Below are 17,576 nucleotides of genomic sequence, written 5' to 3'. Positions count from 1 at the left end.
GGCGCTGGCGGAAGCGATCAGGCGGGGTTAACAATATCGACGGTTAAACCGCTGTCGGTGAGCTGCTGGCGGATAGTGTCGTGCAAATTATTATCGGTAATGATGCGATTGAAACGGGAAATCGGGCCCAGCGGATAGGGATGCACAACGCTGAATTTCGAGCTGTCGCTCAGCACAATGGCTTCGCACTGTTTTTCCAGCACCGCATTAACCACATCGGCGCGCATCATGTCGCGGCCGGTGAAGCCGGTTTCGCTCTGCCAGCCGTCAACGCCGATAAATGCCTTGCTAAAGTGTACCTGCTGAATGCACTGGCGGGTTAACGGGCCCACCATGCTTTCACTGCGCTTCTGATAAATACCGCCCAGCAGAATCACCTCGCCCGGCGTTTCCTTGAGTAAATGCGCGATATAGCTGCTCACGGTGATGATGGTGATATCGCCTCGTTCCGCCAATGTGCGAGCCAGAAGGGCGTTTGAACTGCCATTTTCGATGAACACCGTCTCTCCGGCTGCCACCAGCGACGCGGCGCGCGCGGCGAGTTCACGCTTAATGGCAAAGTTGGTCATCATCCGGGTTTCGACGTCTTCACTATCCAGCGGTACCGCAAAGCCGTGGGTACGGCGCAGGTAGCTTTGTTTTTCCAGAGAATTCAGATCCTGACGAATAGTGACTTCTGAGACACCGGTCATCCTGGCCAGATCGGCTACGCTCATACGGCCTTTATCGATGACCATTTGCAAAATACTTTGTTGTCGGGCGTTCATAGCTACATCACAGTTAGAGGTCTATACGGCGCCCAGCAGGCCTTAAGGCGTGCTGGGGGACAGGAATGATTTAGATTTCCCACGGCGCTTTCGATTGCCCTGAGTCCTTCTCTGGCTCGTCGTGAGACAACGCCTGCAGCTCGGCTTTGAGGATCTCCAGATTATGGATCGCCGAGTGATAATCTCCGGCAACCAGAATATCCAGCACGGTATCGATACGTTGGGCGAGCAGGCGGGCATTCAGATCAGACATAGCATTATCCTGGTTACAAAAATGAATGAAATCAATGATGCAAAAAACAGTTGCAAAAGAGAAGCGAAAAAAACGCACATCCTTGCGCGGCTGGCGATATTCACTCAAAACGAGAAATGTATGGCCCCTGGGCAGGGGCCATAAAAGCGTTACGCCGCCGGACGGGCGATGACGCTGCGGGTTTCCATACGGACTTCAGCGATAGTCACGTCGATAACATCGGTGACTTTGTAAACGACTTCACCTTTAATCTGTACGGTTCCGTTCTCCTGACTGCAGACCAGTTCATCGCGCACCGCGTGCAGGAAAGGTGCCGGGATAAAGGCGACAGCGCCGTTATCGACCAGGCGCACGCGCATGCCGCCGCGGCTGACATCAATGATTTCTGCCGCGTAGCGGGTATCGGTTCCGGCTTTATCATTGAGGAAGCGAGCATACAGCCAATCTGCGACGTCGCGTTCCGCCATCCGGTTCAGACGACGGCGTTCCGCCATCTGCACGGTGACGTCATCCTGCGGGCGACCAATGGTCTCGCCTTTGATGACGGCTTTTAACAGACGGTGGTTGATCATATCGCCGTATTTACGGATTGGCGAAGTCCAGGTGGCGTAAGCTTCCAGGCCAAGGCCGAAGTGTGGGCCTGGCTCGGTACTGATTTCGGCGAACGACTGGAAGCGGCGGATGCGGCTATCAAGGAAACCTGAAGGCTGAGCATCCAGTTCGCGGCGCAGTTTACAGAAACCGTCGAGTGTCAGGACTTCCTGCGGATCGACGTGCACATCGTGCGTCTTCAGCAGAGCGGCCAGTTGTTCGGTGTTAGCCGGATCGAAACCGGTGTGCACGTTATAAACGCCAAAGCCCAGGTTATCGCGCAGCACGCGTGCCGCGCAGATATTAGCGGCAATCATCGACTCTTCAACGATGCGGTTGGCGATGCGGCGCGGTTCGGCAACGATATCCAGCACTTCACCTTTCTCACCCAACACGAAGCGATAATCAGGGCGGTCTTTGAATACCAGCGCGTGGGTTTGACGCCATTCGCTGCGGCGCTGGCAGACTTCCTGCAGCAGTTTGATTTGCTGCGCGATAGCGTCATCAGCAGGCTGCCATGAGCCGATATTTTCCAGCCAGTTGGAGACGTCGTCATAAGCCAGTTTGGCTTTAGATTCGATAGTTGCGGCGAAGAATTCGATATTATCTTCAATGGCGCCGTCAGCCGCCAGAGTCATGCGGCAGGCGAGTACCGGACGCACTTCGTTGGCGCGCAGCGAGCACAAATCGTCAGACAGCTCGCGCGGCAACATCGGGATATTAAAGCCCGGCAGATAGTTGGTGAAGGCGCGGATTTTCGCCGCGTTGTCCAGTTTACTGCCCTCGGCAATCCACGCTGTCGGATCGGCGATAGCGACGGTCAGCAGCAGTTTACCGTCGTCGGCGCGCTCGACATACAGCGCATCGTCCATATCTTCGGTGCTGGCGCTGTCGATGGTTACGAACTCAAGCGCCGTCAGATCGCGGCGTTCCAGTCCTTCATCGAGCATCTCGGTGGCAACGCCATTCGGAGCTTCTTTTTCCAGGTTATGACGCGCCAGCGTCACCCACCACGGCACGAAATGATCGTCGCTAAAGGTGATGAATTGCGTTAATTCGGCATAGAAACCGCGGTCGCCTTTCAGCGGATGGCGACGCATTTCAGCCACCGCCCAGTCACCCTGTTTGAAGTCGTGTTCTACGCCGCGCGCGGCGCGGCAAGGGATGGCGTCTTTCAGCAGCGGATGATCAGGAACGATAGACAGACGATCGTCTTTTTTCTGCACTTTCCCGACAAAACGGGTCAGGAAAGGCTCAACCAGCTCTTCCGGCTCGGCGCTTTCACGTTCTTTTTCGGTATGGACCACGGCGATAATACGATCGCCATGCATCACTTTTTTCATTTGCGGCGGCGGAATGAAGTAGCTTTTTTGCGAGTCGACTTCAAGGAAGCCAAAACCTTTTTCCGTACCTTTAACGACCCCTTCAACGCGCGGAGTCTGGGAATGCAATTGCTGTTTAAGCTGCGCTAGCAGCGGGTTGTCCTGAAACATAATTAGGTTTTTTCGTGGCTAAAAGAGCGGCTGACATTTTTACGCGAATATGCCTGCCTCAGCAAGCGCTGTTTCAGCATTTTACGTCGCTTGACGTACCTCACCGAGGGCGATTTTAAGCCGGTTCAGCCACCCGCAGAGGCCGCACCACGCCAGCAGATCGATAGCCTCAACGCGGGAAAGCCCATATTCAGTGAGGGGAGTTAGCTGCGCGGCGCTAAAACGGTCCGGCGCACGAGTCAATAGCTGCGCCGCCTGTAGGAAAACGTGTTCCAAAGAATGGCTTCGCGCCCAGTGCTGAACCGTTCGTTCATCGCCGCGCAGTGCCTGCAACAATCCGTTGTCACCTGTCCAGCGAGCTCTCCAGGCGTTAAAACAGCTGACGCTGCCGTTGATTCGCGCCGCGAGTAACGCCGCCATTGCGCTTAAGGGCTGCGCAGAATTATCCAGTTGATTCAGCAGTTGATGTAGCAGGGCCAACGCGCCTTCATCCGTTGCCAGAAGGGGGGCGAGAGGCTGCAGGCCGGGATGACGGTTCCATGCGGCGAGCCTGACTTGCTTGTCATCATTGGCGTAACGCAGGTCGGCATCATCGATATCCAGGGACCACTCTCCAGTGACATCAGTAAAGCGTTCTGCCGGGGCATCATTCTGCTGCGGCATACCGGGAAGCCAGCGTACCGGTTGCCCAAGCGCGGCCTGAAATGCGGCCACCGCGCGGGCCTGAAAGCCCACGAAGCCGATAATTTGGTTAATTAACACAATATCGCGGCTGGTCAGCCCGACCTCCTCAAGCTGGCGGCGGGAGACCTCGTTGATAACCGAAGGAGAACTGGCTAACTGGCGGGCGTACTGGGTTATCTGCGCCAACCGGTGATTACTTTCTCGTGAGGAGTCAGGGCCAGGCAACGGCGCCAGACGGGCGGCGTAGTGGTTACACAAGCGCTGTACGCCGTAGACCTGAGCGACGGTCAGGGCGGTGCTAAGACGGTCGTAGGCGCTGAAGGTTTGTAATCGGGTTACCGTGACGTTGTCCGGGAAAAGGACCTTTGTCAACTGACGCGCGGGCGCCAGCCAGCCTTCATGAGGGTGGCTGAGATCGGCTGCGAGTGGCAGATCGAGCAAAAAACGGTCATCAACGTCAGCGGCCTCCGGGACCAGAGGAAGAATCTCGACCGGGCTATTGGTTGACTGGGTCTCGTGATACCAGTGGTTTTTGCCATACACGCGGCGTTGCTCCATGGGCGTTCCTTGTTCGGTAGGTGGCGAACCGCCGTTTCGCGGTACCTCTATGCACAACTATCCTGGCGTAACCCTGAAGCAGGAGAAAATATTGATACGTACTAACAAATAGCGGATTGGAATAACAGAAGAGAAGCGTAAGCAGAGAAAGGAGAGAGATCCTCCTCACCGGGGTGAGGAGGATAGGGAACTTATTTCAGTTCCAGTTCGTTCATCGCAGCGATGCTGAAACCGCCGTCAACGTGAACGACTTCACCAGAGATGCCCGCAGACAGGTTAGAGCACAGGAAGGCCGCGCTGTTGCCGACGTCTTCGATGGTGACGGTGCGACGGATCGGGGTGACCGCTTCGCAGTGCGCCAGCATTTTACGGAAATCTTTGATACCGGATGCCGCCAGGGTGCGGATCGGACCTGCGGAGATGGCGTTAACGCGAATACCTTCCGGACCCATCGCGTTCGCCATATAGCGTACGTTGGCTTCCAGAGACGCTTTTGCCAGACCCATCACGTTATAGTTCGGGATAGCGCGCTCAGCGCCCAGATAGGAGAGGGTCAGCAGCGCGGAGCCCGGGTTCAGCATCGAGCGGCAAGCTTTCGCCATCGCCACGAAGCTGTAAGCGCTGATGTCGTGGGCAATTTTGAAACCTTCGCGGGTGACGGCATTGACGTAGTCGCCATCTAACTGGTCAGCCGGCGCATAACCGATAGAGTGCACGAAACCATCAAATTTCGGCCATACTTTTTCAAGCTCAGTGAACAGCGCGGTGATGCTTTCGTCTTCAGCCACGTCGCACTGCAGCACAATGTTAGAACCCAGCGCAGCAGCAAACTCTTCTACGCGGCCTTTCAGTTTTTCGTTCTGATAGGTGAATGCCAGTTCAGCCCCTTCACGGTGCATTGCTTGCGCAATACCGTAGGCGATGGACAGTTTACTGGCCACGCCAGTGATCAGAATGCGCTTACCGGAAAGAAAACCCATAGCTTTAATCCTTATCGTTATTGCTTATTTTTACTCTAACAATCAAACGGTTAACGTTGTTATTTCAAAATAACTCAAATTTAGCCGGGAATTATATCCCACTGAAGACCCCTTGTGTCACGATTTTTTGTGCCGCCTATCGCAACGCAGCGCGTAATGATAAATGCGCTTACCCCAGTATATCACCGGATAATCACTACGTTTTACCTTGAGATCACGACGCGTTACCGATATTTCTGCGGTTAACGGCGCACGATCGTGGTGAGTAACAGTAGGGCGTCCGTCGTGAGCGGTGCGAGTTCGCCCGGCGTTTGCTGATGCCAGAAAATACCCGATTGCGCTTCACATTGCCGTTCACCAAGTTGCCAGCGCCCCTGTAATACCCAAGCGACGCCTTCGTCGCCGGGAGTCTGTATATCATCAACGACCCGTACCTCGGCGGCGGCGCGGTTGCGCTGGGTCATGATATTAAAGTCGAGACCGGGTTCGCGGATCCCTTCGCTACGCAACGGCCACTCGCCGGCAAAAGCCCAGGGTTGCCAAAGCGTCAAAGCGTGATCGATAGCTTCGCCTTTCAGGCGCAGCGGCTGCCCGGCCAGTAGAGTAATGACCCGGTCGACGCCGGGAAAGCAGGAAAACGGACCATCATTTTGCAGGGTGGCAATGCTGGCTCGCCATAAAAAAGGGGCGTCAGGAGAGGGGACACAGACTATCTCACGGGTCTCGCCTGCGCCATTTTTCCAGGGCGTGACGGGCAGAGTGGATAGTTGGACGGGAACGATCATGAGCGTTACACCTCGGTTTAGCGCGGTATGCGCAGGCGTTATCAACGTTATTGTTATGGTTTTGTTACTTTTTGCAATACAAAGAATTTACATATTCATCACAAAAATAGGATGCGTGCGGTGCGGGCAGTTGTCAATGCTTGTATATACAGGATCGGTCAGATGGGGAGTGAATAAATAATAATAGCGAGGTACCTATGTCTTCTTTTTCATCTACAGATGGGCAGTCAAAAAATAGTCAGGCTGGATTAAGTGAAACGCGGTCGATTGATTACATCCCCGAGCGCGAAAGGCATGGGCATCCGTTTAGCCAGTTTACCCTGTGGTTTGGCGGCAACCTGCAGATTACCGCTATTGTCACCGGCGCTTTAGCCGTGGTGCTGGGCGGCGACGTGGTGTGGTCGCTGATAGGTCTTCTCCTCGGTCAGGTGCTGGGGGCGGCGGTAATGTCGCTGCATGCGCTGCAGGGACCACGGCTGGGTTTGCCGCAGATGATAATAAGCCGCGCCCAGTTTGGCGTCTTTGGCGCGGTAGTGCCGCTGGTACTGGTCTGCATCATGTATGTTGGCTTCTCCGCCAGCGGTACCGTACTGGCCGGGCAGGCGATGGCAAAGCTGTTGAATATCAGCAATGTCGCTGGAATGCTGCTATTCAGCGCGATTATTATTGTCATTGCCGTACTGGGTTATAAGGTGATTCATAAGCTGGGTAAACTGGCGAGCATTATCGGCATTCTGGCCTTCGTCTATATGTTCGTTACGTTACTGATGTCGGCGGATCTCGCGGCCTGGCGCAAAATAACCATTTCTCCCTGCCGATGTTCCTGCTGGCGGTGTCTCTATCCTCGTCGTGGCAAATCGCGTTTTGCCCGTATGTGTCCGACTATTCGCGCTACCTGCCACGCAATGTATCGGCAACGAAAACGTTCTGCTCGGTGTTTTTCGGTACCGTATTGGGAACCCAGACATCTATGACGCTGGGGGTGTTTACCGCCGCGATTGCCGGCAGCGCTTTCCCCGGTCATGAAGTGAGTTATCTGGTGGGATTGGGTAAAAGCCAGGTGATGGCGATGGTTATCTACTTTGCTATTTGCTTTGGCAAGATCACCTTCACGACGCTTAACGCCTACGGCAGTTTTATGTCTCTGACCACCATTGTTTCCGGTTTCCGTCGCCAGACGGCGTTGTCGCAGAAATGCCGCGTTGCTTTCGTCGTCCTGATGGTCGCGGCTTCGTGTATTATCGCGCTGCTTAGCGAACCGGCTTTCTTAAAGCACTTCACCCATTTCCTGTTATTCCTGCTGGCCTTTTTCGTTCCCTGGAGCGCCATCAGCCTGACCGATTACTACATTATTTCTAAAGGCGCGGTCGATATTCCGGCGCTTAGCGATCCGCATCAGCGCTATGGTTTCTGGAATTTGTATGCCATTACCATTTATATCATTGGCGTGCTTATTCAACTGCCGTTTATTGAGAACCCGCTGTTCCATGGTTCGCTGACGTGGATATTCGCCGGCAATGATGTGTCATGGATTATCGGCTGGGTAGGTACCGGATGGTTGTATTATGCGCTGCGCCGCTTTGACCGCCGACCATTACCGGCGCTGAGCGTGTTCCCGCAGTGATAAATGGCAGGGGCGGCTATTATGCCGCCCCTGAAGGAAGGTTAACGCTATTTACCATCTTTTCGCCAGGCGTCGGCAGTCAGCGCCTCGCCGAAATGGCCGGCGATCAGCCGCTTGGTCAGTTCGTGGAGCGGCGAGGCCAGCACATCGGCGGTGCTGCCGCGTTCGACCACTTCACCCTCGTGCATCACCAGCACCTGATCGCTGATATGCTTCATCATCCCCAGATGCTGGGTGACATAGATGTAGGATATTCCCTGTTTTTCCTGTAGTTCCAGCATCAGGTTGATTAGCTGCGAGCGCATCGACATATCCAACGAGGCCAGCGCCTCATCGCAGATAATCACTTTCGGACGCAGGATCAAGGCACGAGCAAGACCCAGGCGCTGCTTTTGCCCCGGCGCCAGCATATGCGGATAGTAGCTGACGTGGTCCGGTAGCAAGCCCACCATGCGCATCGTCTCGATAATCTGCTTTTCCCGGGCTTCTGGTTCAAGATCGGTATTGAGACGCAGCGGGAAATCGAGGATCTGCGAAATACGCTGACGTGGGTTGAGCGAGGTCGAGGGATCCTGAAAAATCATGCGAATACGCTGGCTGCGGAATGAGTAGTCGCCAAACGCCAGCGGATGGTCGTCAATCAACAGTTCGCCGGTGGTCGGCTCAACCATCCCGGCCAGCATTTTGGCCAGCGTTGATTTACCGGAGCCGTTTTCACCAATAATCGCCAGCGTCTGACGCTCGCGCAGGGTAAAGCTCAGCGGCTTCACCGCCTCTACCGTCTGACGGTGGAACCAGCCGGTGCGATAGCGAAAGGTCTTACTAAGATTGCGAACTTCCAGCAATGTTTCGACCATTTCACTCTTTCTCCATGTTCAGCGGGAAATGACAGGCGTACAGATGATTACGCGCGCCGGTCAAACGCGGCGTGACGATACACTCGCGTTGCGCATAGGGACAACGCGGCCCCAGCCGACAGCCGATCGGCAGTTGTTCCAGCAGCGGAATGGCGCCGGGCAGGGTATTCAGCCGGCTTTTATGCGGCATTGAGCTGCCGAAATCCGGGATGGCGCGAATCAATGCCTGAGTGTAGGGGTGATGAGGGATGGTCACCAGCTCCTCGCTCGGCGCGGTTTCCACCGTCTGCCCGCAATACATGACGTTAATTTTATCCGCCCATTTGCTGAGCATCTGCATATCGTGACTGATCAGCAAAATAGTGGTGTTGTTATTCTGGTTGAGCCGGGTCAACAGGCGAATAATCTGCGCCTGGGTGGTTGGCTCCATGGCGTTAGTGGGTTCATCAGCAATCAGCAAGCGCGGCTGGTTAGCAAGCGCGATGGCGATCATGACCTTCTGACATTCGCCGTCGGTCAGCTCGTAGGGGAAGCTGCGCATAATATCTTTGTGATCTTTAATTCCCACCCGGTGCAGCAGTTCAATAGCGCGGCGCTTACGCCAGCCAAAGCGTTGCCACCAGTGGCCTTTAAAGGTCCAGCCGGGGATATTTTGCATCAACTGCAGCCCAATACGCTCGGAAGGATCAAGACAGGATTGCGGCTCCTGGAAGATCATCGATACGTTGTGGCCAATCAGTTTTCGGCGCTCGCGGTTAGAGAGACGCAGCAGATCGATATCATCAAAACGCATACGGTCGGCGGTGACCCGCCAGTTATCTTTGGTGACGCCGCAAATCGCCTTGGCGATTAAGCTTTTGCCGGAACCTGATTCACCGACAAGACCACGGACTTCACCTTCAGCCAGCGTCAGGCTGACCCGATCGACGGCCTTTACCCAGCCCTCGTTGGTTTTAAACTCAATGGTGAGATTACGAATATCCAGTAACGGCATTATTGAACCCCGGCAATAATTGCGCGGCGAATACCGTCGCCCAGCAGATTGATGAGCAGTACGCTTATCATGATGGCCGCTCCCGGCAGCATGACCGTCCAGGGGGCGACGTAAATCAATTCCAGCGCGTCGCCGAGCATGGCGCCCCATTCCGGAGAGGGTAGCTGAGCGCCGAGGTCGAGAAAACCGAGCGCGGCAATGTCGAGGATCGCCATCGACAGCGCGCGGGTAATTTCGGTGACCAGCCCTGCGGTAATATTAGGCAGAACCGCAAACCAGAGAATATTGAGCGTGGAAGCGCCGTCGAGGCGGGCGGCAATCACGTACTCTTTTTCCAGTTCATCGTGCACCATGCTGTAGACCGAACGCACCATGCGCGGCAGCAGCGCCAGCCAGACGGCGAACATGGCATGGCTCAGATGCGGTCCGGCGAATGCGACGACGATAATCGCCAGCAGCAGCGACGGAATCGACAGCAGGGTGTCGAGAATGTGGTTCATTATCGCTGAACGCAAACCGTGGGTGGAACCAGCAATCACGCCGAGTACCAGGCCGAACAGCGCGGCGCCGAGCGTGACCACAAAGGCGCCGCCGACGGTCGGCGCCGCGCCGCTGAGCAGGCGACTTAGCACATCGCGACCAAGATCGTCGGTCCCGAGGAAGAACGACACTTCGCCATAGCGCGACCATGAAGGCGGCAGCAGCTGGTAGCCGAGGAACTGCTGATCGATGCCATAAGGCGCGAACCAGCCGCCGAATACGCACAGCAGCACCAGCGCGCCGCAGCCGTATAAACCAATCATCGCGGTGGTATCGCCGTAGAATTTACGCCATACGGTGCGCAATGCGCCGGGCGGGCGCTTTTCGAGATAGACGCTATCGTAGGGCATATGAATCCGTTTTAAGTTTGTTAGTCATGCTTTATTTCTTTTCAATAATTCCGCTATTATCAACGCCTTGCCAGTATGTAACGCTTTATTTTTGTGTGTTCTTCATAGATTTGAAGGTTATCAATTTACGCATAATGTGTACACTGATGTGTATATCTTCTTCCGGAGTGTACACATTGCTTACCGACACAAAATTAAGAAAAGCTCTTGGCAAAAAAAGAGACCAAATCGAGGTCATTTCAGACGCACATGGTCTGAATGTCAGGTTGTCTACATCCGGCAGTATAACATTCTTTTACCGCTACAGATGGAACGGGAAAGCCGCTCAACTAACGATTGGTGATTATCCAACCACCTCATTAGCTCATGCGCGAGAACGTAGGCAGCAGTTCAGGGCTTGGCTAGCGGAAGGGCTTGATCCTAGACGGCAAGTAGTACTCGAGAAACAGAAAAAAGTAGAAGCGCTTACAGTGAAAGAAGCATTCGATTACTGGGAGAAGTACTACTGCATCCCTGAAGGTCTGGTAAAAATCAAAGTTAACCGCCGCGACTTCAATAATCATATAGCTCCAGTACTCGGAAATATGATTGTAGATCAGACAACTAAAGCTCACTGGCTTAATCTTTTTGACGGTATGGGACGAAGGGTGGTTACAGGGCAAATGCTGGGTTTGATGCAGCGCACATTTCGTTTCTGTTCCAACCGTGGGGTAATTAACGTGAACCCTATTGAAAGCCTTAGACGATCAGATGTAGGGCTCACAGCAGCTGTAAAAGACCGCAGGTTAAGTGATGATGAAATCATTACAGTTTGGAATGCTCTGCCTCAGATGAAATATAGGCAGCAATTGATAATGAAGTTTCTCATTATGACTGGGTGTCGAAGTACAGAGATCAGAACAGCGAAATGGGAATGGTTTGATTTCAAGGAACAAACATGGACTATCCCGGCAAGTGACTATAAAACTGGGAAGTCGGTGAGAAGGGCGCTTCCTGAGGCTGTAATACAGATGATGGTAGCTGAAAAAGAAACATCAGTTTCAAAACATGTTGTGACGTTGTCACGATACAGGGGGCCAGAAGATGACAGGCCGCCACTTCAACCAAACGTGGCTCTGTTCTCTGCGCAGATTATTGCAAAAACAGGGATGAAACCTTGGTCGCTTCATGATCTGAGAAGAACAGTGGCGACGCGCCTTTCTGAATTAGGTGCGCCACCACATGTTGTGGAAAAGCTACTAGGGCATCATATGTCTGGAGTCATGGCGCGGTATAACCTCCACGATTATTTGGATGATCAGCGTCATTGGCTTGCTGTTTGGCAGCGTCATCTTGAGAAGTTGATTGGCCAGCCTCTGGTTTGATACTCATGTTGTCTTCCCAGGCAAGAAGGTCTGACAAACGCCATCTTTTAGGGCTGCCATTTATTTTTGGCTTCGGAAACGGCTGAGAAAAGTACGATGGCATCCGGGATGGTGTGCTCCAGAAATACAGTGTGCTGCGTGAAATTTTGTATCTGGACAGAATGTCACTGGTTACCAATATTTCATCTTGGAAATGAGATGCGTTATTCATAAAAGCCCCTTAGTTACATTGTCCAGGAAGATGCTGCAGCCTACGGGCGCAGCTCATAGCAGTAGCCACGTAACTGCAGCGTCGGTTAACCACTTCAACAGTGATTTTTGAACCCTGCACCACGACGGTATAAGTCCGCTTCATTTTCTGCCGACCATAATCGCCATAAAGCTCAACGTGTTTTGCCAGTGCGGCATCACAAGCCTGGCGCCCTAGCGGTGATTGCTTGCTTCGGTTTATCAGTCGCATATCCACCTCATACAAATACATCAACCGGATCGCCAGCTGCTCGCGCGTTGTCGTTCGCTTCACGGCGGAGGCCGAGAACATAGCCAACGGGATCCCAACTCGACAGAATTGCGTTGAGCTCTTTCTGGCTGTGCCATGTTGTCATGCGCTTTTTAAGCGCGGTGGCGCAGGTGCGCACGTTCGCTCGTGTGGGGCCGGCCATCTTCATGCACAAGCACAAAGTCAGCAGCAGATCCGAATATTCGTCGGCGGCCGCGCGCAATGCCGCAGGGTCGATGCTGGCTTCGAGCTCAGGTAATCGATGTTTAAGACTCATGCTGCACCGCCTTTGACGCGGGAGATGGCGTCATCAGTCTTCTGTATTTCTGGATGCTCGTCATAATCCGGAAGATAGCGGCGAGCGACAGCAGCCAAGGAAACCAGCGCCGCTAGAAGCTCGTCGCGCTGCCCGGCGACTTTCGCATGCTCAAGCGCTGCGTTTTCCAGCTGGGCCTTGTGCTTCTTGTAAGCCTCAAATGCGTGCCATGATTGGCCTTTCCGCACGCTGGTGGTTATGTCCGCCACCTGTTCAGGCGTCAGCGTGGTAAGTGGCTGGGCCGGGTAAATCATCACCTGCCCAGCATCCCAGTCGAAGCCAGCCTGAATGGACTCGACAGCAACGGATGGCGACGCACCAATACTGCCCGGCGAGTGAATAGAGATGGTAATCTCCGGGTCGCGCCGCTGCGTCATTGGGTTGGACCAGATTAGGGCTACCAGCTCAGTGAATTTGGAGAATTTCATTCCGCGTTCAGTCATTCCAGGCCTCCAGCTCGTTTTCTATTTCTTCGTCGATCTCGTCGTTGGTGGCTTCTTCATTCAGGTAGTCGCGCGCTTCTTTGAGATATTTTTCCCGGCGTAAGCGGTACCAGAGAGAAAACTCATAGCTCCAGCTATTAGGCGCGCCGTCATAGTCAACTTTGGCGTTACGTTCAGCCATGCTCTCGACCATGCTGTAAGCGGTGGTAAGCGCAGCTTCGCGGATATACCCGCGCAGGTCACGCTTGCGCCAGTACGGATTAAGCTTTGAGTCGCAGAGTGGTTTAAATTCAACTTCCCAGCGGCGGATACAACGTGCATTAAGTGATTTGCTCATATCGCTACCGGGAGGGCGAACCCTCCCGCCTCCCTTAGCCCTGGTATTCCGGTTTCATGTCGTCCAGGGTGATACGGAACTGGTCATACAGTTCATCACCCAGGTGGCGGCGCGATGAGGTCAGGGTGCTTTCTGCCTTCGCGAATAACGCTTCGGCTTCCGGATCCCCTGGGTTAGGAAGTGAATTTATGGCAGCCTCAACTTTGTTCTTCGCATCAACAAGGTAGTAACGCTTCACCGCCTTATTCTTCAGCTCGGTATAAAGAGCAGTACCCAGCAGAGCTTTCTGTGATTCGATGTCTACGCGAATGGCTTTGGCCTGATCCACTGAGTCAGCTGTATCAATTCGGTCGCGGAGTCCATCGGCAACTGCGTCGACGTTAGATGCAGACTCTTGCGTGCTGATGGAAGCGCCAACCGAGTTTGTTATCTCATTCAGCGTGACTTTTTCTGTTTGCGCCGGGTTGATAACCTTTTCTTCGCGTTCGTCAATTTCGTCGGCGGTATATACCCCGAGGATTACATCCGGACAATACAGTCGCGCCCAACGTTTAACGGCAAGATAGGCCAACTGCTGGCGAGGGTCGCTCGCCCACAGTGTAGAATTGCGTACTTGTGCCTGAGAAAGCATCAGCACAAGCTCACGAGGTTCTGATTCTCCTTTGAGCGTTGCCCAGGCGCGGACGCCCACACCAGCTTCATCTTTCAAATCCCAGCCCGGCGCGATGTAGTCGTTACCTTTGCCGCTGGTTTTTTTAATGAAGCGGCCAACGATATTTTCCCATGCACCAAACCATTCAAAATGGATCCGGTCTTTGGTTGGGGCCATGGTGTTAATTACCGCATTCACCAGTTGTGCCTCATAGCCAAGCACTCCTGAGTTACCCACGATGAAGGTTTTCTGTGCCACTGCAAACGGATCCATACCCCAACGCGCTGCTTGCATCACTACAGCCATGCACGCATCTGGTTTACCGCGGTAATGTTCAGGGACGAAATTTCCACTGTTGGCCATTACTTCAGAAAGCGTGCGCAGGCGGTTGAACAATTCACCATTCGTCAGAATAGAAACGTTGTCGATCTTCTGGGTCTGGTTTTCAGTAGTTGCGACTAAATTGGACATTGTTTTTCCCCTTATGCCTGTACGCGCAGCGCTTCGAGACGGCGCAGGTCGAAATCGTTAAGTTCGTCGGTGTAATCATCGATGATCGGAGCTGGCCACTCCCCAGTGTCGTAGCCGGTAGCGATAGCGCGCATCATTTTGCGGTACTCGAGCATGCCCAGTTCCAGCAGGTCTGCGGATGCCTCGATGATGGCGATCCAGTGGTAGTTCTCGTCTTTGTTGACGAAAATCCAGAAGAACTGATCCAGAGCAGCGGTTTCGCAGTACATGGCCGCGCTGAGGTGGTAATCGCGCTCAATGATTTCCCTGTGCAACTTCGCGCGCAGGCCTTCCTGCTTGATGTTCCACATGCTGATGGTCTTCAGGTCCGCACCAATGCGCAGGCCGCTCATGTCTATCTCAAGGTCAGGGCGCACGCGAACTTCCAGCCCGGTTTCCTCATCAATACCGAAATAGCTCACCTCAACGGCGCGGTTCGGATGCTGGAGCAGCTTGCCGGCGGTGGGGTGATTTAATAGTGCTTTCTGAATGTCCAGCGCAGTGCTCATCTGCTGGCGGGTAACCAGTATTTTTCCTTCCGGGTTTTCGCGCCATGCATCCAGCAGTTCGTCGGCAAACACGGCATCCGGTTTAACCGATTTCACGGTCTGAATCAGATCCGCTTTATTGCCTGATACTTTCAGCGGCTGCGCCTTCTGGGCCTCCTGAGCGACCATGTCAGGATTGATAATCGCCAGCTGTTCTAACAGGGCATCACGGCTACCGCTGGTTTTCACCTGGGTGGGCAGAGTGGCGTTATATTCTTTGATGCATGCCTTCATTTTGGCTGCGGTAACTTTCTGGCCATCTTCTACGCGCTGAAATTCAGCGGGTAAGGCCATGTAATTTTCACCTGTTTGGGTAACGTCATCACCCATAGGAACCGGTTGAGGCAGTGTGGCGTTGTGCGCCTCCAGCAATGCTTTGATATCGTCAGCACTCAACAGCGGCGGAAGACCGGCGTTGTACTCGTCGATAAACGCGCGGATCGTCGCAGTCGTGGTGAAGGCGCCTTCCGGTATTTCCGGCTCGATGCTGAATTCTTTTTCCAGCTGTTCAGGCTGCAGCGCCAGCGCATGCACCAGATTGCCCATATCCAGAACAGGAGAACGCGTTTTTTCAATGACTTTCGAGACGTGACGCTTTTCGAAGTACATCAGAGATATACGGGCATCTTTAACCTGAGTTGAACTGATGCCGTTCGCCGCGTGATAAACCTCGTTCGGAACACCTTCATATCGACCAGGCTCGAAGAATTCAGGCCATTTTGTTGCTTCCGGCTCTGGCTCATGCTCTTCTTCTGCAGTTGCTGATTGCTGGTCCTGCAAAACTGCCGCGGTAAGGTCAGGGCAGCGCTCAGCAAGAATGTCGCGCATGTTCACGGCATCTGCTTGCGGAGCAGTTGCATCAGTGCCTTCGCTTGCTGATACCGCATTATCATTTTCGTCTTTGACTGACTGAGCCGTTTCCATCTGCACATCGCTGGTGGTTTCCCCGGAATTAGCTGGATGTAATTTTTCTTCTGCAGCGCGCTGGCGCGCCTGGTCCACGATAGAAAGTGCTGGTGATGATGCTGGCTGGCTATCCATCAGACCATCAATCGAAAAAACACCATTGCCCATGTTTGAAACTTCAGGCTGTTTGGGTTTAGTCAGGTCTTCCGTTACCCAGTTCGGTGCATCTGGATCGCTTACCCCTTCGATATATTCACCGCGTTCAGCTGCGAGAATCTTATCCACGGCTGACCGTTCAGCGACGGCGGCAGATGAGACATGCCCGGCTTTCTCAAGCGTTTCAGCAGAGGGCGTGTCATGCTTATGCTCTGTCAGGTTCGCATTGATATAGGTCTGCAGACTTACCGGGAAATGATGAATATCGCTGGTGGCGCCACGAATGAGGGCAAAAATGGCAGCGCGTGAATAATCCAGGATGCCTGCGGTTTTACGCAGCGCAGCAGACCATTCTTTGAACGGGCTTTCTTTTTTCTGGACGATTTCTTTAGCCCGGCGATGAATGGATGCCGGGAAATTGTAGATATCGAAATCCATCGGCATTGTGGCCAGCGCAATCTCAACATCAAGCGTATCAAGGGTATGGGTGTAGTCAGGGTTGCGATCGGTTTTATTACCGCCGCCAGCATTCGTGCCGGTGTCCGTTTTCTGAACGGAAGAAATGTAATTTCCGGCAGACCATTCGAGAACGAGTTTGCCGCGGTCAATGTGCGGAGTTTCAAACCACAGTTTTGCAAACTGGATACGCTTGCCCAGTTCGTGGCGCTTACCTTCAGGAAATACAGCTTTGTTGGCGCTGGTAAATTTCCACAGGGTAGGCATGTCGGCATCCTTCAACCCCTGGACGTTCTCAGCGGCGAGAATCAGATCCTGCACTGCGGAGTTATCGGTATCCATTTCCAGAACGGCGAGCTCTTTACGGTGCGGAATACTGATTTGATAGACGTGGTTATCGTTCGCCATGTACTGCGCCAGTAGCTTAATGCGGAACGGCTGCTCAGCAATATTGAACAGGGCGTTTGTATCGTTTTCGTATTCAGCATTGCCGAACGATTCCACGGTATCGACATCACCAGCATCGTCAGCACTATTGTCATCAACCAACTCGCCAGTGACAGGCTCAGAGGATACTTCAGCATCATCGGTGTGATGAACGTCTACAGGCTCTTGTCCTGGCTTCAGTGCCCAGGTGCGACCATCGTCGGCGAGCTGGTAGCGTTCACACCATGAGTAATCGAGAACACCTTCAGCCGGGAGATCGTTAAATACCGGGAAATCGGTACGGATTGGCTTTTGATAGTCTTTGCCGCGGCCTGTTTCAATCTCAGCATCTTCCAGGTCAACGTCCAGTTGCAGCAGCGCGCGGGATTCGGTTTTTGCAGAACGCCAGATTACAGCATCGGCTTTACCCGATTTTTGAGTCGCTTTTATCAGGTAAAAATATTCCATGTGATAGCCTCAATTTTGG

Annotated in this window: 16 protein-coding genes and 1 pseudogene; 2 read left to right on the top strand and 15 right to left on the bottom strand. The window is 53.6% G+C overall.

Annotated elements, in window-relative coordinates:
- Positions 1 to 17: 17 nt before the first annotated feature.
- The 6 genes from yciT to AC2CGP_RS03805 all read right to left on the bottom strand — a co-directional run bounded on the left by yciT (position 18) and on the right by AC2CGP_RS03805 (position 6,111).
- A complete protein-coding gene (gene yciT, locus AC2CGP_RS03830) occupies positions 18 to 767 on the bottom strand; it encodes a DNA-binding transcriptional regulator YciT (protein WP_015366234.1) in 750 nt (249 codons plus the stop codon).
- A gap of 70 nt (positions 768 to 837) precedes the next feature.
- Entirely contained in the window at positions 838 to 1,020 is a 183-nt protein-coding gene (locus tag AC2CGP_RS03825) for a YciZ family protein (RefSeq protein WP_015366235.1), read from the bottom strand.
- 149 nt (positions 1,021 to 1,169) lie between these two features.
- Positions 1,170 to 3,104 (bottom strand): exoribonuclease II, encoded by a 1,935-nt coding sequence (locus AC2CGP_RS03820; RefSeq protein ID WP_032714713.1) that lies wholly within the window; start codon positions 3,102 to 3,104, stop codon positions 1,170 to 1,172.
- An 81-nt stretch (positions 3,105 to 3,185) separates the two neighbouring features.
- Positions 3,186 to 4,346: a carboxymuconolactone decarboxylase family protein gene (locus AC2CGP_RS03815; protein ID WP_032708276.1), complete on the bottom strand. Its 1,161-nt coding sequence runs from the start codon at positions 4,344 to 4,346 to the stop codon at positions 3,186 to 3,188.
- A gap of 191 nt (positions 4,347 to 4,537) precedes the next feature.
- Complete coding sequence (gene fabI / locus AC2CGP_RS03810) at positions 4,538 to 5,326, bottom strand: enoyl-ACP reductase FabI (RefSeq protein WP_015366239.1); 789 nt, start codon at positions 5,324 to 5,326, stop codon at positions 4,538 to 4,540.
- 242 nt (positions 5,327 to 5,568) lie between these two features.
- Positions 5,569 to 6,111 (bottom strand): HutD/Ves family protein, encoded by a 543-nt coding sequence (locus AC2CGP_RS03805; RefSeq protein WP_015705731.1) that lies wholly within the window; start codon positions 6,109 to 6,111, stop codon positions 5,569 to 5,571.
- 197 nt (positions 6,112 to 6,308) lie between these two features.
- Between AC2CGP_RS03805 and AC2CGP_RS03800 the strand changes: the two are divergent.
- Positions 6,309 to 7,735: pseudogene (locus AC2CGP_RS03800) on the top strand (purine-cytosine permease family protein).
- Between the two features lie 47 nt (positions 7,736 to 7,782).
- Here the strand turns inward: AC2CGP_RS03800 and sapF are convergent.
- The 3 genes from sapF to sapC are packed head-to-tail and all read right to left on the bottom strand — an operon-like array spanning position 7,783 to position 10,476.
- Positions 7,783 to 8,592 carry a peptide ABC transporter ATP-binding protein SapF gene (gene sapF / locus AC2CGP_RS03795; RefSeq protein ID WP_032714707.1) on the bottom strand — a complete coding sequence of 270 codons (810 nt, stop codon included), beginning with the start codon at positions 8,590 to 8,592 and terminating at the stop codon, positions 7,783 to 7,785.
- Between the two features lies 1 nt (position 8,593).
- Positions 8,594 to 9,586, bottom strand: coding sequence for a putrescine export ABC transporter ATP-binding protein SapD (gene sapD / locus AC2CGP_RS03790; RefSeq protein ID WP_015366243.1), 993 nt, complete (start codon positions 9,584 to 9,586; stop codon positions 8,594 to 8,596).
- On the bottom strand, positions 9,586 to 10,476 hold the full coding sequence (sapC, locus tag AC2CGP_RS03785) for a putrescine export ABC transporter permease SapC (protein WP_020078584.1): 891 nt from the start codon (positions 10,474 to 10,476) through the stop codon (positions 9,586 to 9,588). The genes sapD and sapC overlap by 1 nt, the downstream gene beginning before the upstream one ends.
- Before the next feature lie 146 nt (positions 10,477 to 10,622).
- Between sapC and AC2CGP_RS03780 the strand changes: the two genes are divergently transcribed.
- Positions 10,623 to 11,840: a tyrosine-type recombinase/integrase gene (locus AC2CGP_RS03780; RefSeq protein ID WP_185906885.1), complete on the top strand. Its 1,218-nt coding sequence runs from the start codon at positions 10,623 to 10,625 to the stop codon at positions 11,838 to 11,840.
- A 220-nt stretch (positions 11,841 to 12,060) separates the two neighbouring features.
- Here the strand turns inward: AC2CGP_RS03780 and AC2CGP_RS03775 are convergent, their stop codons facing one another.
- Genes AC2CGP_RS03775 through AC2CGP_RS03750 form a run of 6 tightly spaced genes read right to left on the bottom strand, consistent with a single transcriptional unit; the run spans position 12,061 to position 17,557 of the window.
- Entirely contained in the window at positions 12,061 to 12,300 is a 240-nt protein-coding gene (locus AC2CGP_RS03775; RefSeq protein WP_071890774.1) for a DUF4060 family protein, read from the bottom strand.
- 7 nt (positions 12,301 to 12,307) lie between these two features.
- Positions 12,308 to 12,616, bottom strand: a complete 309-nt coding sequence (locus AC2CGP_RS03770) for a DUF7740 domain-containing protein (protein ID WP_484502282.1) — start codon at positions 12,614 to 12,616, stop codon at positions 12,308 to 12,310.
- Complete coding sequence (locus AC2CGP_RS03765) at positions 12,613 to 13,098, bottom strand: hypothetical protein (protein ID WP_396275829.1); 486 nt, start codon at positions 13,096 to 13,098, stop codon at positions 12,613 to 12,615. Before AC2CGP_RS03765 ends, AC2CGP_RS03770 begins: the two co-directional genes overlap by 4 nt.
- A complete protein-coding gene (locus AC2CGP_RS03760) occupies positions 13,091 to 13,435 on the bottom strand; it encodes a hypothetical protein (protein WP_142425946.1) in 345 nt (114 codons plus the stop codon). Before AC2CGP_RS03760 ends, AC2CGP_RS03765 begins: the two co-directional genes overlap by 8 nt.
- Positions 13,436 to 13,469: 34 nt before the next feature.
- Positions 13,470 to 14,558 carry a RecT family recombinase gene (locus AC2CGP_RS03755; RefSeq protein ID WP_484502281.1) on the bottom strand — a complete coding sequence of 363 codons (1,089 nt, stop codon included), beginning with the start codon at positions 14,556 to 14,558 and terminating at the stop codon, positions 13,470 to 13,472.
- Positions 14,559 to 14,569: 11 nt separating this feature from the next.
- Positions 14,570 to 17,557, bottom strand: a complete 2,988-nt coding sequence (locus tag AC2CGP_RS03750; RefSeq protein ID WP_484502280.1) for a RecE family exodeoxyribonuclease — start codon at positions 17,555 to 17,557, stop codon at positions 14,570 to 14,572.
- Between the last annotated feature and the right edge of the window lie 19 nt (positions 17,558 to 17,576).

The organism is Klebsiella sp. SYXHC3, from assembly GCF_057196925.1.
This window is presented reverse-complemented; position numbering and strand designations above follow the sequence as displayed.